Origin of the sequence: Burkholderia stabilis, assembly GCF_001742165.1 — a bacterium.
GTDB classification, from domain to species: domain Bacteria; phylum Pseudomonadota; class Gammaproteobacteria; order Burkholderiales; family Burkholderiaceae; genus Burkholderia; species Burkholderia stabilis.
Window position 1 is genome coordinate 1,393,447 of sequence record NZ_CP016443.1, and the last position, 18,843, is coordinate 1,412,289.

Annotated in this window: 18 protein-coding genes; 8 read left to right on the forward strand and 10 right to left on the reverse strand. The window is 66.4% G+C overall.

Annotated elements, in window-relative coordinates; translation table 11 throughout:
- The first annotated feature begins 104 nt into the window (after positions 1-104).
- Entirely contained in the window at positions 105-1,283 is a 1,179-nt protein-coding gene (locus BBJ41_RS24195; RefSeq protein ID WP_069748792.1) for an FAD-dependent oxidoreductase, read from the forward strand.
- Positions 1,284-1,451: 168 nt separating this feature from the next.
- On the opposite strand, the gene BBJ41_RS24200 is transcribed toward BBJ41_RS24195, so the two are convergent.
- From BBJ41_RS24200 to BBJ41_RS24215, 4 genes are all read right to left on the reverse strand, one after another.
- Positions 1,452-2,594 carry a hypothetical protein gene (locus tag BBJ41_RS24200; protein WP_156814854.1) on the reverse strand — a complete coding sequence of 381 codons (1,143 nt, stop codon included), beginning with the start codon at positions 2,592-2,594 and terminating at the stop codon, positions 1,452-1,454.
- 168 nt (positions 2,595-2,762) lie between these two features.
- On the reverse strand, positions 2,763-4,109 hold the full coding sequence (locus BBJ41_RS24205; RefSeq protein WP_069748794.1) for a glutamine synthetase family protein: 1,347 nt from the start codon (positions 4,107-4,109) through the stop codon (positions 2,763-2,765).
- Positions 4,110-4,260: 151 nt separating this feature from the next.
- Complete coding sequence (locus BBJ41_RS24210; RefSeq protein ID WP_048245547.1) at positions 4,261-4,818, reverse strand: helix-turn-helix domain-containing protein; 558 nt, start codon at positions 4,816-4,818, stop codon at positions 4,261-4,263.
- Positions 4,819-4,840: 22 nt separating this feature from the next.
- Positions 4,841-6,130, reverse strand: coding sequence for an NAD(P)/FAD-dependent oxidoreductase (locus tag BBJ41_RS24215; RefSeq protein WP_069750353.1), 1,290 nt, complete (start codon positions 6,128-6,130; stop codon positions 4,841-4,843).
- Positions 6,131-6,434: 304 nt separating this feature from the next.
- On the opposite strand from BBJ41_RS24215, the gene BBJ41_RS24220 reads away from it, so the two are divergent.
- From BBJ41_RS24220 to BBJ41_RS24235, 4 genes are all read left to right on the forward strand, one after another.
- The gene (locus BBJ41_RS24220; RefSeq protein WP_069748795.1) at positions 6,435-6,683 is read left to right on the forward strand and encodes a hypothetical protein; all 249 of its coding nucleotides are present in this window, start codon (positions 6,435-6,437) and stop codon (positions 6,681-6,683) included.
- Positions 6,684-6,864: 181 nt separating this feature from the next.
- Positions 6,865-8,160 (forward strand): cytosine permease, encoded by a 1,296-nt coding sequence (gene codB / locus BBJ41_RS24225; RefSeq protein WP_069748796.1) that lies wholly within the window; start codon positions 6,865-6,867, stop codon positions 8,158-8,160.
- A gap of 48 nt (positions 8,161-8,208) precedes the next feature.
- Complete coding sequence (gene codA, locus BBJ41_RS24230; RefSeq protein WP_069748797.1) at positions 8,209-9,462, forward strand: cytosine deaminase; 1,254 nt, start codon at positions 8,209-8,211, stop codon at positions 9,460-9,462.
- A gap of 43 nt (positions 9,463-9,505) precedes the next feature.
- Positions 9,506-10,180: a TetR/AcrR family transcriptional regulator gene (locus BBJ41_RS24235; RefSeq protein ID WP_069748798.1), complete on the forward strand. Its 675-nt coding sequence runs from the start codon at positions 9,506-9,508 to the stop codon at positions 10,178-10,180.
- 129 nt (positions 10,181-10,309) lie between these two features.
- Here the strand turns inward: BBJ41_RS24235 and BBJ41_RS24240 are convergent, their stop codons facing one another.
- On the reverse strand, positions 10,310-10,747 hold the full coding sequence (locus BBJ41_RS24240; protein ID WP_069748799.1) for a hypothetical protein: 438 nt from the start codon (positions 10,745-10,747) through the stop codon (positions 10,310-10,312).
- Positions 10,748-11,133: 386 nt separating this feature from the next.
- Between BBJ41_RS24240 and BBJ41_RS24245 the strand changes: the two genes are divergently transcribed.
- Complete coding sequence (locus BBJ41_RS24245; RefSeq protein WP_069748800.1) at positions 11,134-12,075, forward strand: LysR family transcriptional regulator; 942 nt, start codon at positions 11,134-11,136, stop codon at positions 12,073-12,075.
- A 168-nt stretch (positions 12,076-12,243) separates the two neighbouring features.
- Here BBJ41_RS24245 and BBJ41_RS24250 read toward each other — a convergent pair whose 3' ends face one another.
- The 3 genes from BBJ41_RS24250 to BBJ41_RS24260 are packed head-to-tail and all read right to left on the reverse strand — an operon-like array spanning position 12,244 to position 14,677.
- Positions 12,244-13,434: an NAD(P)/FAD-dependent oxidoreductase gene (locus BBJ41_RS24250; RefSeq protein WP_069748801.1), complete on the reverse strand. Its 1,191-nt coding sequence runs from the start codon at positions 13,432-13,434 to the stop codon at positions 12,244-12,246.
- Positions 13,431-13,601: a rubredoxin gene (locus tag BBJ41_RS24255; protein ID WP_048250728.1), complete on the reverse strand. Its 171-nt coding sequence runs from the start codon at positions 13,599-13,601 to the stop codon at positions 13,431-13,433. Before BBJ41_RS24255 ends, BBJ41_RS24250 begins: the two co-directional genes overlap by 4 nt.
- A 20-nt stretch (positions 13,602-13,621) precedes the next feature.
- Complete coding sequence (locus BBJ41_RS24260) at positions 13,622-14,677, reverse strand: aromatic ring-hydroxylating oxygenase subunit alpha (RefSeq protein ID WP_069748802.1); 1,056 nt, start codon at positions 14,675-14,677, stop codon at positions 13,622-13,624.
- A 275-nt stretch (positions 14,678-14,952) separates the two neighbouring features.
- Between BBJ41_RS24260 and BBJ41_RS24265 the strand changes: the two genes are divergently transcribed.
- Both BBJ41_RS24265 and BBJ41_RS24270 read left to right on the forward strand, forming a co-directional pair.
- Positions 14,953-15,690 (forward strand): sulfite exporter TauE/SafE family protein, encoded by a 738-nt coding sequence (locus BBJ41_RS24265; protein ID WP_069748803.1) that lies wholly within the window; start codon positions 14,953-14,955, stop codon positions 15,688-15,690.
- A 290-nt stretch (positions 15,691-15,980) separates the two neighbouring features.
- On the forward strand, positions 15,981-17,360 hold the full coding sequence (locus tag BBJ41_RS24270) for an amino acid permease (RefSeq protein ID WP_069748804.1): 1,380 nt from the start codon (positions 15,981-15,983) through the stop codon (positions 17,358-17,360).
- A gap of 28 nt (positions 17,361-17,388) precedes the next feature.
- Here the strand turns inward: BBJ41_RS24270 and BBJ41_RS24275 are convergent, their stop codons facing one another.
- Together BBJ41_RS24275 and BBJ41_RS24280 are read right to left on the reverse strand one after the other, a co-directional pair.
- Positions 17,389-17,967, reverse strand: coding sequence for an NnrU family protein (locus BBJ41_RS24275; protein WP_069748805.1), 579 nt, complete (start codon positions 17,965-17,967; stop codon positions 17,389-17,391).
- Between the two features lie 302 nt (positions 17,968-18,269).
- On the reverse strand, positions 18,270-18,842 hold the full coding sequence (locus tag BBJ41_RS24280; RefSeq protein WP_069750354.1) for a TfoX/Sxy family protein: 573 nt from the start codon (positions 18,840-18,842) through the stop codon (positions 18,270-18,272).
- Position 18,843 lies beyond the last annotated feature (1 nt).

The window sequence follows — 18,843 nt, forward strand, 5'->3', positions numbered from 1 at the left end:
CCAGCGACAGTAATTTACGATGCTCGTCCCGTCAACCAGTGCGACGCCGACGCGCAGCGACACTGCGTATCGCAGCACTCGCACGCCCCTACGGAAGGAGTGTCATGGACATTGCAATTCTGGGCGCCGGCGTGGCCGGCATGAGCACCGCGCTCGCGCTCGCCGGGCGCGGGCATCGAATCCGGTTGTACGAACGCAGGCCATCCGAATCGACGATGGGCGCGGGCGTCGTGCTGTGGCCGAATGCCGGTTTCGTGCTCGAACAGCTCGGCCTGCTGCCCGACATCGTCGAAGTCAGCGGCCACCTGCACGCAATGCGGTGCATCGACCGCCACGGCAGCCCGTTCAAGCACACCGATATCGGCGAACTCGACCGATACATGGGTTTTCCGACGCGCTCGATATTGCGGCGCGATCTGCAGGCCGTGCTGTCGCGGCACGTGGCCACGCAAGGCATCGAGGTGTGCTTCGGCCATTGCGCGACGACGATCGACTCGGCACCGGATGGCCGCGCCGTCGTTCGCTTCGACAATGGCACGGAGATCGCGCCCGATCTCGTCATCGGTGCGGACGGCCGCATGAACTCCGTCGCGCGGCGCCATGTCGTCGGCAGCAACACGCCGATCTATCAGGGATTCGTCAACTGGATCGGCGTCGCGCAGAGCGATGTACCGCTCGTCGACGACGTGTCGATATTCGACTACTGGGGCACGCGCGAGCGGTTCGGCATCGTCGCAATCGATCGGCGACGCGTTTACTGGGCTGCCGCACGGCACGAGGTTGACGGTGACGACACGGCGGAAGGCGACCCGGGCCCGATGCTGGAACGGATGTTCGATGCGTGGCCGGCACCCGTCACGGCCGTGATGCGCGCAACACCGCCGAACACGATCGCGAAGATTCGCGTGCACGATCTCGATCCGGTCGACGTATGGCATCGCGGCAACGTGCTGCTGATCGGCGACGCCGCGCATGCGCCGTTACCCACTTCCGGACAAGGCGCATGCCAGGCGCTCGAAGATGCGTGGCATCTCGCCCGTTGTCTCGATGAGCACGGGCCGCACGACGGCAGCGACCTCGACGCTGCGCTCGCATCGTTCACGATGCGGCGCAACCCGAAAACCACGGCAATCACCCAGCGAGCCCGCGATTTCGCTCGTCAATTGTTCGGCACGGGCACGCACGAAAACGTACGGCAAGTCGTCGATCCGATTGCCGAAATCGAAGCCATCGCAACTGCCTGGGGCGCACATCTGCCGATGGAACAGGCACACGATCGATGAGACCCGGACTCGCAGGCGGCGGCAGTCAGTTCGCGTCATCGTCGCACACGGTGTCCGATACCTCCTTGTGAGGATGCCGTATCGGGTCCTGCATTGCGTCGAAAAGCGCGCGGTACTCCGGCGACAGATCCTCGATGCGATAGCCGTGCTGCAACAACATCTGCACGACTACGGGGTTACCGACGTACACGGCCCGTTCGAGCGGCGCGATGCGGTTCTGCAGCGCCGCCCCGTCGGCGCGCATCTTCGCGGACTCGGCGAGCCACGCTTCCGCCCCCTGCGCGCGACTTTGGGCGGATTGGCGTCTGCCCACGCGGCCAGCCGATACCAGACCTCGTCGACGTCGCCGGCGGTATGAAGCGTCACGCCTGCCTTGGCCAGCCAGTCGATCGATCCGGTGGCGGCGCCCGCGGCCGCGCTCGCGTACAGACCGTCGAGATGCGTGTCGCGCTCGGGATGCAGCGGATCGACGCCCAACGCGACGAGTTGGTTCATCAACGCGATCGAACCGCTCATCGCGGCGCCGTGCAGCGCCGCGGTTCGCTCTTCCGGCCCCCACAACGGCAGAAACTGGGCCGTAATCGCGGGAGCGTTCCGAAAGCCGACACGCAAAGCCATATCGGGCGGCAGTGCGTAGGCGATCCCGCCCTTGCAGAACGTATCCGGATCGCTCCCGCCGAGACGCACTTCGCTCGCGCGCCTGACGCCTTCGAGCGTCACCGCGAGGATGCGCGGCGCCGACTTGCGAACGGCTTCGCTCGCCCACGTCGCGCGATCGCAGTCGGCGGCGCAATCGGCGAACGCCCGCTGGAACGCGACGGCATCGTCGGTGCGCAGCGCTTTCGTCATGTTCGTGTTGTCGTCGTCGATGCGCTGCTCGTGCGCCGCCTGCTGCGGGTCTACGCGATTGCCGCGGTTCATGTCGTGCTTGAACATAACGGACAGCCCCAAGACCAACACGGCAAGCAACACCTGCAACCAGAAGCCCCAGGCGAAGCTCGGTGCACGCCACGGTTTGCAATATGCTGCGTAGGCCAGCAACGCGACGCCGACAATGACACCGACGACGGTACTGGCCTGGTCGAGGAAAATCATCCAACCGATAAACAGGACGAACGCCAGATCACGACCGAAAGGTATCGAGCAGATCGCCAACAGAGCGGCCGCGAACAGCCCCCACAGCGGGATGCCCGATATCCACAGCAGCACGGACGAAAAAGTGCGGGCGCCTGCCGGTGGTTTGACTTGCTCGGCTGGACCTGCGTCGGCATGTGCGGGCGACGGGCCGGTATCTCGATGATCGGTACTCACTATGCCCTCTCTTTCTTTTGATTATGTCGAACAAGGTCGAGTACCGAATCCGCGCATCGCAAGCGTATCGGAGCAACCGGTCACCCGCGACGGAACCGGGATCGCCCGCCGTGCGGGTGGAAGCTTAGCAAACGCGCCGTCGGGCGGGAATCGCGGCGCGCGTGTCCCTTACAGAAACCACCGATACTCCCGTGCGCCGATCTCGTTGCGAAAATCCAGCTCCTCCTGCCGCTTGTTCTCGCAGTACACCATCACGAACTCGCTGCCGAGCCCTTCGCGCACGGCCGCGTGATCCTGCATCGCCGCGACGGACGACAGCATCTCCTTCGGGAAATCGATCCCGCTCGTGCGATCCTCGTTGAGCGGCGCGATCGGTTCGATCCGCGCATCGAGCCCGTGCTCCATCCCGGTGAGGATCGCCGCGAGCACCAGATACGGATTCGCATCCGCGCTCGCCAGCCGGTGTTCGATCCGCAGGTTGCGTGCATCCGATTCGGGAATCCGGATGCACGCATCGCGATCCTCGAAGCCCCAGCTCGCACGGCTCGCCGCGTTCACCATCGATCCGTAGCGCCGGAATGCGTTGTGATTCGGCGCGAACACGGGCATGCAATGCGGCAGCAGCGCGAGACAGCCGGCCACCGCGTGCCGCAGCGGGCGCTGCTCGTCAACGGCTAGCAGGTTGCGCCCCGCGTCGTCGTACAGGCTCACGTGCACGTGCATCCCGCTGCCCGGCGCATGCAGGTAAGGCTTGCCCATGAAGCTCGCGCGATAGCCGTGCTGCAACGCGACGCCGCGCGTGCTGCGGCAGAACAGCGCCGACCAGTCGGCCGCGCGCAACGCGTCGTCGGTGTGGCCGAAATTGATCTCGAACTGACCGGGTCCGAGCTCGGCCGTGATGACCGTCGCGTCGACGCCCTGCTCGCACGCGGCCTCGACCATCTCGTGCAGCACGTCGGAGAAGCGCGACAGGCGCTCGATGTGCATGTTCGGTTGATCGTCGCGATCGTCGCTCAGCCGGTCGCGCGGATACTGCGGCATCCCTTCCTCGAGCTGCGCGGCGAACAGATAGAACTCCAGCTCGAACGCGACGACCGGCCGGATTCCGCGCGCCGCGAAGCGCCGCAGCACGCGCGCGAGCACTTCGCGCGGCTCGAACTCGATCGGCGAATCGGTGCCGTCGGAGCTGATCAGCATCTGCGCGAGCGGCTGCCGCTCCCAGCGCACCGGCTTCAGCGTGCCGGGAATCAGGCGGCGCGGCGCATCAGGGTCGCCGTCGTTGAAACAGTAGTCGCCGATCTTGTAGAGGCCGCCCTGCGTGCCGAGCAGCACGCAGTTCTGCGGCAGCTTCAGCAGCGAGCCCGATGCGACCTTCTCGAGCGCATCGATCGGGTAACGCTTGCCGTAGAAGTGTCCGGGCAGGTCGAGGCAGATCAGGTCGACATAACGGATCTCGGGGTGCGCCTGCCGGAATGCGCGGACTTCACCGACCAGCGCGGGAACGACGTCAGCCATGTCTCATCCTTTCCATGTCTTGTATGGCGGTGCCGCATCGCGGCGAACCGGATTCACGCGCATGCGTCACGCCGCACACGTCATGTCGATCAGTACAACAAACAAGCTGCGCGGCGCGACGGCCTGCAACGCCGCCCGCCCCGCCGACAACTCAGGTGAACACCCAGATCACGCGCGTCGGCGCATCGGTCAGGTTGGCATAACGGAACCGCCGGTGTGCAGGCAGCTGGAACGCATCGTTCGGGCCGAGCGTGACGGGCGTGTCATCACCGTCGATCCAGATCGTCAGCTCGCCTTCGAGCACGAAGCCGCCCTGCTCGTCGCTGTCGTCGACGGGCCGCTCGCCGCTGCTCGCGCCGGGCGCGAGATGGCTTTCGAGGATCGAGAAGCGCGAGCGCATGTTCGGCGACACGAGGATGTCGGTAATGCCGGCCGCGTAATACACGGTGCGCCGCTCGTCGGGCCGCGTGACCCACGGCACGCTGCGCGGCTTGCTCAGGCTGTAGAAATACGTGGTCGGCACGCCGAGCGCCTCGCCGATCGCGGTGAGATCCGCGACCGTCGGACGCGACAGCCCGCGCTCGACCTGCGACAGAAAGCCGACCGAGCGGCCGATCCGCTCGGCGAGGTCGTTCAGCGTGACCTTGCGATGCTTGCGCAGGTCACGGATCAGGATCGCCAGACTTTCTATCTCTTCCTGTTCGTTCATGGTGAGTTCCGATGCGATGCGGTCAGACGGTGTCGCGCAGACGGTACCAGGCCTTGCCGAGCGCCTCCAGCGGCGCGGCAAGCCAGTCACCGCCGGGGAAACGCGGGTTGCGGATGCGCTGGTACTGCGCGAGCAGGCGCTCGTCGCCGAGCACGGCGTCGGCGACCGCGCGCGCGCCCGCGAGCGTCGGCAGCACGCCGTGTCCCGAGAAGCCCTGCAGCCAGAAGCGCTGCCCGTGCCGGCCGATGTCCGGCGTGCGGCGCATGCTGATGTCGATGTGGCCGCCCCACGCGTAATCGAGCGCCACGCCGGCCAGTTGCGGGAACACGCGTTCGAGATGCGGGCGCGTCGCTGCAGCGATATCGGCCGGGATGCCGCCGAGATACGTGCAGCCGCCGCCGAACAACAGCCGGTTGTCGGGGCTCAGCCGAAAGTAATCGGGCACGAACTGGTTGTCGATCACGCAACTGTTCTGCGGTAGCAGCGAACGCGCGACATCGGGCGCGAGCGGCGCGGTCGCAACCTGATACGTGCCGACCGGCAGCAGCCGGCGCGCCAGATTGCGATCGAGTTGGTCGACGTACGCGTTGCACGCAAGCACGAGCACGTCCGCGCGCACTTCGCCGCGCGCCGTGCGCGCGATATGGCCACCGGCCGTCTCGCGGCAGTCGAGCACGCGGCTCTGCTCGAAGATCCGGCCGCCCGCGCGCTCGATCGTCCGCGCGAGGCCGAGTGCGAGCTTCAGCGGATTCAAGTGGCCGGCCTCGGGATCGTAGAGCGCCGCGAGATAGCGTGAGCCGCCGATCCATTCCGGCATGTCGGCCCGCTCGATCACGCGCAGCCGGTCGTAGCCCCAGCGTTCGGCAGCCTCGTCGCGGGCCTGCGCGAGCATCGCGACGCGGCGCGGCCGCACCGCGGCCCACAGGCTGCCGGGCCGATAGTCGATGTCGAAGCCGTGCCGCCCGGGCAGTTCGCGCACTTCGGCCGCGGCCCAGCGCATGCTGTCCCACAGCACGCGCGCGCCGTCACGGCCGAGCGAATCCTCGAGCGGCTGCATGTCGCACGACCAGCCGAGCAACGCCTGCCCGCCGTTGCGGCCCGATGCAGCCCACGCGACGCGGCTCGCTTCGAGCATGACGACACGCTTGCCGGCGAGCGCGAGGCGCAACGCCGTATGCAGCCCGCTGAAGCCCGCGCCGACGACGAGCACGTCGGCGTCGATGCGTTCGTCCAGCTCCGGACGATGCGGAATCGGCTCCGGATACGTGCCGGCGTAGTAGCTTGCGACGTGACGGTCGGACTGCACGAACATGCGGACTCCCGTGAAATTCTTGTCGAGAAATTTCATGAAAAACTATCATGACAATTTCACGGGAGCAAGCGGGCGGGGAAACGGCGGATTGGTCTGATTAATGAGTACTGCACTGCGTCCTGCACGAAACGGCTCGCGGCCGTATTCCGCACGATGCTCATCACGCACGGCGGACAGGTCACGGCCGAAGGCGAAGCGGTGCTGCCGCGCCTGCGGATCGCGCTCGCGCAATTCGACGTCGCGCTGGCCGGCTAATCAGGCGACGAGCGGCCCCCGCTGTTGCGCATCGGAATACTTGCCGGGGGTGAGCGTGGCGCTGCTGCCGCGCAGCATGCGGTGGTTGCAGCAAGACGCGCTCGCGCCGCCACCGATGATCGTGGAGTCGAACGTATCGAGCCTGCTCGACGTGCTGGCGCGCTTTCCGATGATGCCAGTGAGCGAAATCGCATTGATTCACCTGGTGCCGATGGCCGATATGCCCGCGCTGCAACGCTTTCGCGCGGCGGTCGGCGAGGCGGTCGACGAGGCAGTCGAAAGACGATCCGCCGACTGAGCTCGATCGGGCCGCACGTTCTTCATGTCCGGTCATTTTTCCTGCATACTCCCGGCCTGAATTTTTACCCTTGTAAAAATTTTGGCCAGGGAGAATAACGCGCTGAAACAGCGCGTCATCTGCTCATGCACGGCCCCCGCAAGCCCTTTCAGACCCACCCCCATCGCCCACGGGAGACAAGATGCCCACGAACCAGGATTCACGCCCGACGGCCGAATCGGATCACGGAGAATTCTCGCTGAGCGAAGTCCCGCTCGAGAAACGCACCGGATTTCTGTCCATCACGATGGTGTTGCTGAGTTTCACGTTCTTCACCGGCACGATGTTTGCCGGCGGCAAGATCGGCGTCGCGTTCGACGTCGTCAGCATGATCCAGATCGCCGTGATCGGAAACCTGCTGCTCGCCGCCTATGCGGCGTCGCTGGCGCTGATCGCCGCGCGCAGCGGTCTGAATGCCGTGCTGATGGGGCGCTTCTGCTTCGGGGAAGTCGGCAGCAAGCTGTCCGATTTCCTGCTCGGCTTCGCGGAACTCGGCTGGTACGCGTGGGGCACCGCGACGGTGGCGATCGTATTGGTGAAGCTGCTGGGCTGGCCGGCGTCCGTGACCACGCCGTTGATGATCCTCTTCGGCTTCGGCTTCTCGATCACGGCCATCATCGGCTATCGCGGCATGGACGTGCTGTCGCGTGTCTCCGTGCCGTTGATGTTCGTGCTGCTGATGACGTCGATGTGGATCGCCACCCGCGACATCGGCGGGTGGGCCGGCCTCAAGCACGTCGTGCCGTCGCATCCGATGCAGTTCTCGGCCGCGGTGACGATGGTCATCGGCACCTTCGCGAGCGGCGCCACGCAGGCAACCAACTGGACGCGCCTCGCACGCAGCGCGCGCAGCGCCGTGTCGGCCAGCATGATCGGGTTCTTCGCGGGCAACGGCCTGATGATCATCGCGGGTGCGTACTGCGCGATCGTCTATCAGCAAGCCGACATCGTCGAGGTGATGATGCTGCAGGGCCTGTCGATCGCGGCGGTCGTGATGCTGTGCCTGAACCTGTGGACCATCCAGGGGCCGACGATGTACAACGTGGCGGCCGCCGGCTGCCATCTGCTGCGCACCGAACGGCGCCGCACGCTCGTCCTCGTGGGCGCGGCGATCGGCATCGTGCTCGCGGTCGGCGGGATGTACGAGTTGCTGATTCCGTTCCTGGTGCTGCTCGGTTCGATCATTCCTCCGGTCGGCGGCGTGATCATGGCGGACTACTGGTACCGCCATCGCGGGAAATACCCGTCGCTTGCCACCGCCCGCCTTCCGCGCTTCAATCTGGTCGGTCTGGCCGCCTATGCGATCGGCGCCGCCCTCGCCTATACGTCGCCGTGGATCGCACCGATCGTCGGCATCGCGGCGTCCGCCGCCGCCTACATCGTGCTGCTGCAGGTTGCCCGCGCGTTCTCGCGCGAGCCGTCCGTCCAGGGCGAATGATCCCGCTGCGCGCCTTTGCCGGCCCCTTCTCGAACAACAGGAACGCTCATGAAAATCATCAACGCAACATTGCGCGGCCGTAGCGGCCGCTTCACGATCGACATCGATGCGGACACGATTCGCGCCATCGACCTCCAGGCTGCACCGCTGACGGCGCAAGGCGACGACGTCATCGATGCAGGCAGCAATCTCGTGATCCCGCCGCTGGTCGAGCCGCATATCCATCTGGATGCGACGCTGACCGCCGGCGACCCCGAGTGGAACATGAGCGGCACGCTGTTCGAAGGCATCGAACGCTGGGGCCAGCGCAAGGCCACCATCACGCATGAAGACACGAAGGCCCGCGCGCACACGACGATCGGGATGTTGCGCGACAACGGCATTCAGCACGTGCGCACGCACGTGGACGTCACCGATCACACGCTTGCCGCGTTGAAGGCGATGCTCGAGGTGAAGGAAGAGGCGCGCGATCTCATCGATCTGCAGATCGTCGCATTCCCGCAAGAAGGCATCGAGTCGTTCGACAATGGCCGCGCGCTGATGGAGCGCGCGATCGAAATGGGCGCAGACGTGGTCGGCGGCATTCCGCATTTCGAGAACACCCGCGATCAGGGCGTGAGCTCCATCAAGTTCCTGATGGATCTCGCCGAACGAAAAGACTGCCTCGTCGACGTCCATTGCGACGAGACCGACGATCCGCATTCACGCTTCCTGGAAGTGCTCGCCGAGGAAGCGCGGGTTCGCGGGATGGGCAAGCGCGTCACCGCGAGCCACACGACCGCGATGGGCTCCTACGACAACGCGTACTGCTCGAAGCTCTTCCGGTTGCTGAAGCGCTCGGAGATCCATTTCATTTCGTGTCCGACCGAAAGCATCCACCTGCAGGGGCGTTTCGACACCTATCCGAAACGGCGCGGCATCACGCGTGTGGCCGAACTCGATCGCGCCGGCATCAACGTGTGCTTCGGCCAGGATTCGATCAAGGACCCGTGGTATCCCGTCGGCAACGGCAACATCCTGCGCATCCTCGACGTCGGCCTGCACGTGTGCCACATGCTCGGTTACGAAGACCTGCAGCGGTGCCTCGATTTCGTCACCGAGCACAGCGCCAATACGATGTCCCTCGGCGATCGCTACGGCATCGCGGTCGGGCGGCCGGCCAACCTGCTGATCCTCGACGCGGATTGCGACTATGAAGTGATTCGCAAACAGGCGAAGGTGCGAACGTCGCTGCGCGCCGGGAAGGTCATCATGCAGCGCGCGCCCGAACGCATCACCTACCCCGAAGCCGGCGCGCGTTGAGCGTGCAACGTCTTCGGCCCGGCATGCTTGCGGAAGAACGGCGATGAACCCATCCGAGCCGACTGCAGGAGCACCCGCCCGGCCTCACGGCCGGCGCGAAGCGCTGCGCGACAATCTCGAGGCGGCCATTCTCGCCGCCGCCGAAGAATCGTTTTCCACGTATGGATTCGAAGGGAGTTCGGTTACGACGATCGCGGCGGCCGCCGGCTTGTCGAAGCAGAACCTGATGTACTACTTCCCGACCAAGCTGGCGCTCTACAAGCACGTGCTGGACGACGTATTGCGGGACTGGCTGGGCAGGATGAGGGAATTTGCCGCTCCCGATCGCGAGCCGGCGGAAGCGATGTCGGCCTATATCCGCGCCAAACTCGAATTCTCCAGAAACCGCCCGCATGGCTCGCGGGTGTTTGCGCTGGAGATCATCGGCGGCGCGAAGACCTACGGAAAGGAAATCCGCAAGCAACTGATCCCGGTGCTGCGCGACGACATCCGGGTGCTCGAGCGCTGGATCGAGCAAGGCAAGGTCAGGCAGGTCGATGCGGAGCACCTGTTCTTCCTGATCTGGGCAGCCACGCAGTCGTATGCGGATTTCGCGCCCCAGATGCTGCTGGTGCTCGGCAAGCGCACGCTGGGGAACGACGATTTCGACGCGGCTTATCGCACCATCTCGAATCTGGTGCTCAACGCGCTGATCACCGGGAACGGCACGGCGGATTGACCGCCTTCATTGCGATTGACGGACGGCGCCCCGACGCCATCGGCGTTCGCCCAGGCGCGGGGGATGAAATCGTGACGATGCACGCTTCGTAGCCACTTGCTTCACTGCGGCTCGCCGTGGAACCGCCGGTCAGTCGTCGTGCTTGTAGCGCTTCTTTTTCTTGTGCTTGTTGCCGCGGTAATGGTCGTCGGAACGCGAGTTGTTGCGCGACACATGGCCACCCAGCGCCGCACCCGCACCGCCGCCCACGGCAGCGCCGACGAGGCCGCCGGTCGTGCCGCCCAGCGCGTGGCCCGCAGCGGTGCCTGCGCCGCCGCCCAGTGCGCCGCCGACGATGGCGCCCGTGCGTTCGCGCTTGTTCGACGTCACCGCGCCGCCTGCGCCGCCGCCCACGGCCCCGCCGATGACGGCGCCCGTGCTCCCGCCGACCGCGTTACCGACCGCCGCACCCGCGACGCCACCGAGCGCGCCGCCCAGCGCGTTGTTCGTGTCGCCTGCCACGGCAGGCAGCGAGACCACCGCCGTTGCGCCGACCATCACGGCCATTCCGGCCCATTTCTTCAGCATCTGTCTGCCCTCACTGCTTTCCGAGATAACGATGGGCGAATTTAGCATCTTTCGGGTAAGCCCATCGTAATGAAGCGTTAAATCAGGTGGCTTCCTGGCTGAAATCAGCGTTTTTCGAACCCATTACGCGTGATGAGCCTTCGGCAAAACAGGGATGCAACACTCGCGCCGAACAGACAAAAAAAACCCGAAGGTGCGTGTCCGCTCGGCCGTGTCATGAGCCGGCCACTCCACAGCCATGAACGCGCAGGCATAGACGCAATATCCGATCCGTTATGAGGTCCGCCCCGCAAGGCCCGGCCGGCTGCTCCGGCGACCCGCTCGATTGACGACCGAAATATCGCTACGTATACATCGATGACAAAAAACCCCCACCGGCGGCCCGCATGTCCCGACACGTCATCGACGCACATCTCCTGAAGACCCTTCACACGCTCATCACCGAATCGAGCGTCTCGCGAACCGCCGTGCTGCTGGGGCAATCGCAGCCGACCATCAGCGTCGCATTGCGCCGGCTGCGCGCGATCACCGGCGATCCGCTGCTGGTGAGAAGCGGCAGCCGGATGGTCCCGACCAGCCACGCGATGACGCTCGTCGAGCCGCTCGACCAGGCGCTGGCCGGCATCGCCGCCGTGCTGAATCCGGCCAGCAAGTTCGACCCCGCCACGACGCGACGGACGTTCCGCATCGGCTCCCCCGATTATCTCGACGTGTTCTTCCTGCCCGCGATCGTCGACGCCTGCAAGCACGAAGCACCGGGCGCGCGCATCGAGTTCCAGCACCTGATGACGGTGGACGGCGGTTACGAACACGCGCTCGAAAGCGGCGCGCTCGACCTGGCCGTCGGCAACTGGAGCACGCCTGCCCAGCAACTGCATCTGCAGCCGCTGTGCCGCGACGATCTCGTGTGCCTGATGCGCGACGATCACCGCATCAAGCGCGGCCAGCTCACCGCCGACGTCTACCGGGAAGCCGAGCATCTCGGCGTGACAACGCATCACGCGACGGGGCTCGGCACGATCGACCGGGAACTCGCGCGCGGCGGCCTGTCGAGAAACGTCACGACGACGATGCCCTACTTCGGCATGGCGCCTTACGTGCTGATGCGTTCGAACCTGCTGTTCACGACGACGCGCGCGCTCGCGATGCATTTCAGCAGCCTGCTGCCGCTGCGCATCGAACCGATTCCGTGCGAGCCGCAGGCGCTGACTTATTACCAGCTCTGGCACGACCGCACGCATCGCAGCGCCGCCGCCATCTGGCTGCGGCGCCTCGTCTCGGGCGTTGCGAAGAAGCTGGTGCCGGAAAACGCATGCAATACGCGATGAAACGCAAAAAAGCCGCGAGCGAATGCTCGCGGCGACCAACGGAGCGGCCCGCGCACGTCGTGCGGGCCGTATCCGCGACAGGGGTCGGTCAGCGAAGGGGCTGCCTGTCGAAGGCGCACCTGGAAAGGCGCCCTTTCAGGGGCCGCGCGCACGCGCGCGGTGATGCGGTCATGTCGATGCGGTGTCGGTCATCGCCTTCAGCAGCGCGGCTTTTTCCGCCGTCGCCGCGTCGAGCAGCGCAAAGCCCGTGAGGCGCCCCGACTCGGGATCCGAGCAGAGCGCGCGCGTCGCGCGCGGCACGTCGCCGACCCCGGTCTCGGTCGTCCAGCGGCCGCCGTCGTCCGCCGTCACGACGACCGTGGGGATGGCCGGCGTCTTCACGACCACCGGCATCACGGGAAACGCCACCCGCGCCGGCGTGCCGCGCAGGCACTGCGCGAGTGCGCGCGCCGCGTGCATGATCGGCAGCACGTAGGGCCGCACGCGCCCGTCGATCGCCGCGCAGTCGCCCAGCGCGAAGATGTCCGGCGTGCTGGTGCGGCACCACGCGTCGGTCACGATCCCGTCCGCGACCTCGAGCGCCGCCTCCCGCGCGAGCGCGGTTCTCGGCACGAGCCCGATCGCCGAGATCACGAGGTCCGCGTCGAGATGCCCGCCATCCGTCAGCGCAAGCCGGTATCCGCGCGCGAGACGGGCAATCGAACGCACGCCCGCGCCGAGCCGCAGATGCACGCCCGCATCGCCGAGCGCATGCGCGAACACCTGCCCGGCTTCCGGCGGCAGCAGCCGCGACAGCGGCGCGTCGGCCGGATCGATCACGGTGATCGTCAGCCCCGCGGCCACCAGATCGTTCGCAAACTCGCAGCCGATCAGGCCCGCACCGAGGATCGCGACCGATCGGCAGTCGTGCAGCGCATTGCGAAGGCGCGCGTAGTCGGCCAGGTCGTTGACCGACAGCACGTCGGCCGCGCCATCTCCTTCGCAGGGCACGCGCCGCGCATCCGCGCCGGTGGCGAGGACCAGCGCGCGATAACGCAGCACCCGCGCGTCATCGAGCACGATCTCGCGCGCGTCGGCGCGGATCGCCTGCACCGAGCATCGTGTCCAGATGGACGCGCGCAGTTGCCCTTCCATCGTCCGCGCATCGGACATCGCCAGCTGCTCGGGCGTCTTGCGCTGCGCGAGCGCGTTCGACAGCGCCGGCTTCGAATAGAAGCAGCCGTCATCGCGGCTGATCATCACGAGCGGCGTGTCGCCGTCGAGCTTGCGCCACTCGCGCGCCACGGTATAACCCGCGAGGCCCGTGCCGACGATGACGACGGGATCGCCCCGGTTCTCCGACTTTTCGGGTGCGCTCATGCCGCCACCACCTGCATGTCGAAATCGTGCTTGCCGGTCGCACAGTCCGGACACATCCAGTCGTCGGGCACGTCTTCCCAGCGCGTGCCGGCCGCGATCCCGTGCTGCGGCAAGCCTTCGGCCTCGTCGTATCGAAACCCGCAGATCACGCATTCCCAGATCTTCATCGCTTTCTCCCGTGCACGAATCAGCTTGCGTACTTCTGGCCGAGCCCCAGCTCGGCAAGCGCACGCCGGTAGAAACCCGACGAGCGATCGGCGAGGATCGGCGCTTCCTGCGTGCGATCGATCGGCAGATCCTCAGGACACTGCTGCTCGACAATCTCGCGATCCTCCTCGAACACCTGGCGATTGAACGCGTACACGTCGTCGAGCGGCAGGTCGCGATCGAAGTTGCGCGCGATCGGCACGAACAGGCGCGTCTCGCGGGCGGAAACCGGGCTGGCCGCGTTCAGGATCGAGAGCCGGCCGCCTTCCGGAAAATGCACGGTGAGGCGCGCGAAGAACGGCACGTCGACCTCGAACACGCGGCGCCACAAGAAGCCTTCGGGCGCACGATGCTGCATCGACTTCGGAAAGTTGCTGACCGTGCTGACGTATTCGGCCTTCAACCCGTTCTCGCGCCGCTCCACCGAGTACTGCGGCACGACCGGATTGCGCCGGTCGGCAAAGCTGTCGTGATGAATCCACGCGAAGTGCGCCACGTCGATGAACCCTTCCGTCTGCCGGCCGGCCGACGCGTGAATATCGATCGACGGCGGCAGGATCTGCTGGAAGCCCTCGGTATTCCACGCGGGGAAATCGGGCAGCGGCAGCTCCCCGCCGCCCAGCGATACCCACACGAGCCCGTAGGCCTGCTGCACGGCATAAGTCGTCAGGCACAGGCGCTCAGGAATCGGGCCGTCGGGCTGCGACGGGATATGCGCGCACTTGCCGTCGGCCGCGTATTCGAGGCCGTGATACGGGCACACGAGGCGATCGTCCACCACCCAGCCGCGGCTCAGCGGCGCGCCGCGGTGCGGGCACACGTCGCGCGCCGCGACGATGGCGTCGCCGGCGCGGAACAGCACGAGCCGCTCGTCGAGCAGCGTCACGCCGAGCGGGCGATCGCGCACGTCGCTCGCGAACGCGACCGGATGCCAGTAACGGCTCAGTATTTCCCAATCGCGCACGTCGAACGTGCAGTTGCGGGGCGGGACCGGCGAACGTGACCGCGTCAACGGCACGACCTGGGTATGCGTCATTCGTGTCTCCTGGCAGGGGTTGTAGTCGGCACGGCGACCGTCGAAGGCCAGCACATTGCCGCGCGGAAACAACGATATCGGGCGCCTTGCGCCGCGCCCATCGCCGGACCTCCATGTAGTTCATGTCGACGCCGGCATGGACGCGCGCCGCCCGCGCATGCCGCGCCTGCGATCCTGCCGCTTCCCGCGCCTGCGATCCTGCATTACCATCGTGCGTCCGCAACGCGTGCCCGCTTCCGGCAAGCGAGCCCCGCCACCCTCCCGTTCCCGCACCGATGCTCGCCCTCGTCATCCTCGCCGGCCTCTGGGCCGGCCTGCAGAACACCCTCGCCGGCGGCGGCTCGTTCGTCACGCTGCCCGCGCTGATCGTGTCGGGCATGTCGCCGCTCGCGGCGAACATCACGTCGACGGTCGCGCTGTTTCCCGCGCAGGTCACGACGGGCTGGGCGAGCCGCAACATGGTGCGCGGCGTGGGCAAGCTGTCGTTTCGCACGATGTTCGCGATCAGCATCGTCGGCGGTGCGCTCGGCGGCCTGCTGCTGCTGAAAACTCCTTCATCGATCTTCTCGCGCCTCGTGCCGTGGCTCGTGCTGTTCGCGACGATCGTGTTCGCGTGGGGCAGTTTCTTCCGCAAGCCGCGCGAAGGCACGGCCCACCTTGGCGCGGTCCCCGCCGCGATCGCGCAGTTCATGATCGCGATCTACGGCGACTACTTCGGCGGCGGGCTCGGTTTCCTGATGATGGCCACGCTGACGATGGCCGGCCTGTCGCCGCGCCACGCGATGTCGACGAAGAACGCGCTGGCCGGCGTGATGAACGCGTCGGCCGTCGTGCTGTTCCTGACGTCGCCGCAACTCCACTGGGGCTCGGCGCTCGCGCTCGGCGGCGGTGCGATCGTCGGCGGGCTGCTCGGCACGTGGGCGCTGCAGCGCGTCAACGAACGCATCATGCGCATCGGGATCGTCTGCATCGGCGCGGTGCTGACCGTCGGGTTGTTCGTCAAACCGATCTGACGCACGCTCGCCGCCGCTGCCGCAGCGGCAATTGATGAGCAAACCGCAAGACGTCTTTCGCATATCTCGTTTGCCGTCGCGCCGGTGTCCGCCCACAATCCGGGGTTGCCGTCGTCATCGCCCTCTCGCGGGCACCGACCGGCACTTCGCGGCCGCCACCCCGACACCACCGGCGGCCCGGCACATCGCGTCACACACGCTCCCTCGACATCGACGCGCCTTGCGGCGGCAACATGCTCGCCGCCGCGCCGCCCGATGCCTTCCCGGCCAACAATAACTAGAGGTAGGAGATGCAGGACAACTCGTTGAGGCAAAGCCTCAAGCAACGGCACATCACGATGATCGCGCTCGGCGGCGTGATCGGCGCGGGCCTGTTCGTCGGCTCCGGCGCCATCATCGCGACAGCCGGCCCCGCGGCGATCCTGTCGTACCTGATCGGCGGCGTGATCGTCACGCTGGTCATGTTCATGCTCGGCGAAATGGCGTCCCGCAACCCGGACAGCGGCTCGTTCTCCACGTATGCGAGCGCCTATCTCGGCGAATGGGCCGGCTTCGCGGTCGGCTGGCTGTACTGGTTCAAGTCGATGATGACGATCACCGTCGAAGCGATCCTGCTCGGCGCGATCCTCCACGATTTCCTGCCGTGGCTGCCGATCTGGGGCGGTGCGCTGTTCATGCTCGTCACGCTGATCGCGAGCAATGCGTATTCGGTGCGCTCGTTCGGCGAAGCGGAATACTGGCTGTCGTTCGCGAAGGTCGCGACGATCATCGTGTTCATGGCGCTCGGCGCGTCGATCCTGCTCGGCTTCCAGCCGCGCATTCCCGCACCCGGGCTCGTGAACCTGACCGACCACGGCGGCTTCATGCCGAACGGCATCTCGCCGGTGCTCGCCGGCGTGATGGTCGTGATCTTCTCGCTCGGCGGCAGCGAAATCGCGGCGGTGGCCGCGGGCGAATCGGAAAACCCGAGCAAGAACGTGATCCGCGCGATCAAGAGCGTGATCGTGCGCGTGATGGTGTTCTACGTCGGCTCGGTGTCGATCCTGATCCTGTGCATGCCGTGGACCGACAAGGCCAACCTGAAATCGCCGTACGTGTCGCTGTTCAGCATGGCGGGCTTCACCGGCGCGGCGGTCGCGATGAAGATCGTGCTGTTCGTGTCGTTCATGTCGGTGATGAACTCGTTCCTGTTCTCGAACTCGCGCATGCTGTTCTCGCTCAGCCAGCGCGGCCACGCGCCCGCGATGTTCGGCCGCACCAACGCGAAGGGCGTGCCGATGAACGCGCTCGTGCTGTGCCTCGCGATCTGCGTGTCGATCCTCGGCGTGCACTTCTTGAGCGGCGGCGACCTGTTCCTGATGCTCGCGAAAAGCAGCGGCGCGTTCGTGATGATCGTGTGGATCTTCATCATCGTCGCGCACTTCGCGATGCGCCGGCAGACGAAGCACGAGCAACGCGATCCGTCGGCGTTCCGCGCGTGGTTCTATCCGGTGTCGAACTGGGTCGCGCTGCTGGCGCTGGTCGCCGTGCTCGGGTCGCAGGCTTTCAACCCGGATTCGCGCTTCCAGTTCTGGTTCACGGTATCGACGGCGCTCGCGATCGTCGCATCGTACTTCGTGCGGCGCAGGCAGCCGTCGTTGGGGCAAGCGTCCGGCGCGAAGGCGCGCTGACCGCCGTCAGGCTGCCCGGCGTGCGCGTTCAGCCGAACGGCCGCACGCCGATCAGCGGGCCGTGCAGGAACAGCGCGAATACGGCCCAGACGACGAGCCCGGCCGCGACGGCCGCGATGTCGCCCGACAGCCGGCCGGCAGGATAACGAACGCCGTCGCGGCGATCGCGCGCGCGCGACACGACGAAATCGGCGAGCGACCACACGAAGAACGCGCCGAACAGCACGACCGCGTGCACGGTGCCGTTCATGAGCAGGTGCGCAACCGCCCAGACCATCACGCCGGCGAGCATCGGATGCCCGACGAGCGTCTTGATCCGGTTGCGCGGCACGTACGACGCGGCGATCAGCACGAACGCGACCGCGGTCAGCATGCCCGTCAGGTGACGCACGCCGACGGGCGACACCCACAGCAGCGTCGCACTCTCGCGCGCGATCCCGTAGCCGCGCACGATCAGCACGAAACCGACGAGCGACGCGATCGCATAGCCGGCTTTCCAGCCTTTCTCGCCGATCCGCGCGATCATCGCGGCGCGCCAGCCGTCGGCGACGATCCGGATCGAGTGCACACCGAGGAAGATCGCTAAACCGAGAATCAGGACGTGCATCGACTGTCTCCGTCTGAATGATGAGTGGGGAAGCTTGCCGCGCGGCGTACGGTGCGCCGTTCGCGGGGCCGGCGGCAAGGCCGGCGCGGGTCGCGCCGTGCACGGGCGCAACCCGCGCGATCATAAACGCCGGGGCCGCCGTTGTGAAGCATGCCGGATATGCGGCGCGGCGGGCTTGACGGTTTCGGGCCGCTGGTCGTGCGTGGGCTGCGGCACGTCGTGCGAGCTGCCTGAAGACGTTCGAGCGGGAGAAAAAGGGCTGAAAGCGGAAACCGCGAGGCTACCGCTTCGCGTGACAGGCACTACGCTTGCTTGCGTTTCACGGGTGGGTTTTTTGAAGCTGGTTTCGACGTCGATTTCGCCACCGTTTTTGCCGTTGGTTTTGCCGTTGGTTTTGCCGCCGATTTCGCCATTGGATTCCCCACCGGTTTCGCCGACGCCTTCGAGGTCCGTTTCGACGCCGGTTTCGATTCCGGTTTCGATTCCAGTTCCACCGCCGGCTTCAATTTCGGCGCAGCCCTCGCCTTGCGCTTCGGCGGCCCCGCCAGCAGCGCCGCGCGATACGCGCCGCGGCACCAGTCGAACAGCGCGCCCGCATCTTCGAGCACATCGGCCGGCGTTTCGTAGTACCCCTCGAGCGAAACGGTGCGCGTGGGCCTCGCATACGTGAACGATCCCATGCCTGCCGCGACGAACGCCGGGCGATTCACGTCGTCGACGCGCAGGAACAGCGAGCCGCGCGCGATGAATCCGAACATCACGCCGTCGAGCCGCATCGCCGCGCCGCTGAAAAACCGCGTGACCGAGATATGGCCGAGGCTCGCGATCTGGTACGCGATCTCCTCGCCGTGCGCCTTGTCCGACTGCCAGCTCACC

Bases quoted from the DNA above. Each gene is read 5' to 3' on its own strand.
- BBJ41_RS24195 (WP_069748792.1), top strand. From the start codon at position 105: ATGGACATTGCAATTCTGGGCGCCGGCGTGGCCGGCATGAGCACCGCG.
- BBJ41_RS24205 (WP_069748794.1), bottom strand. From the start codon at position 4,109: ATGGCTGACGTCGTTCCCGCGCTGGTCGGTGAAGTCCGCGCATTCCGG.
- BBJ41_RS24210 (WP_048245547.1), bottom strand. From the start codon at position 4,818: ATGAACGAACAGGAAGAGATAGAAAGTCTGGCGATCCTGATCCGTGAC.
- BBJ41_RS24215 (WP_069750353.1), bottom strand. From the start codon at position 6,130: ATGTTCGTGCAGTCCGACCGTCACGTCGCAAGCTACTACGCCGGCACG.
- codB (WP_069748796.1), top strand. From the start codon at position 6,865: ATGCCCACGAACCAGGATTCACGCCCGACGGCCGAATCGGATCACGGA.
- codA (WP_069748797.1), top strand. From the start codon at position 8,209: ATGAAAATCATCAACGCAACATTGCGCGGCCGTAGCGGCCGCTTCACG.
- BBJ41_RS24235 (WP_069748798.1), top strand. From the start codon at position 9,506: ATGAACCCATCCGAGCCGACTGCAGGAGCACCCGCCCGGCCTCACGGC.
- BBJ41_RS24240 (WP_069748799.1), bottom strand. From the start codon at position 10,747: ATGCTGAAGAAATGGGCCGGAATGGCCGTGATGGTCGGCGCAACGGCG.
- BBJ41_RS24245 (WP_069748800.1), top strand. From the start codon at position 11,134: ATGTCCCGACACGTCATCGACGCACATCTCCTGAAGACCCTTCACACG.
- BBJ41_RS24250 (WP_069748801.1), bottom strand. From the start codon at position 13,434: ATGAGCGCACCCGAAAAGTCGGAGAACCGGGGCGATCCCGTCGTCATC.
- BBJ41_RS24255 (WP_048250728.1), bottom strand. From the start codon at position 13,601: ATGAAGATCTGGGAATGCGTGATCTGCGGGTTTCGATACGACGAGGCC.
- BBJ41_RS24260 (WP_069748802.1), bottom strand. From the start codon at position 14,677: ATGACGCATACCCAGGTCGTGCCGTTGACGCGGTCACGTTCGCCGGTC.
- BBJ41_RS24265 (WP_069748803.1), top strand. From the start codon at position 14,953: ATGCTCGCCCTCGTCATCCTCGCCGGCCTCTGGGCCGGCCTGCAGAAC.
- BBJ41_RS24270 (WP_069748804.1), top strand. From the start codon at position 15,981: ATGCAGGACAACTCGTTGAGGCAAAGCCTCAAGCAACGGCACATCACG.
- BBJ41_RS24275 (WP_069748805.1), bottom strand. From the start codon at position 17,967: ATGCACGTCCTGATTCTCGGTTTAGCGATCTTCCTCGGTGTGCACTCG.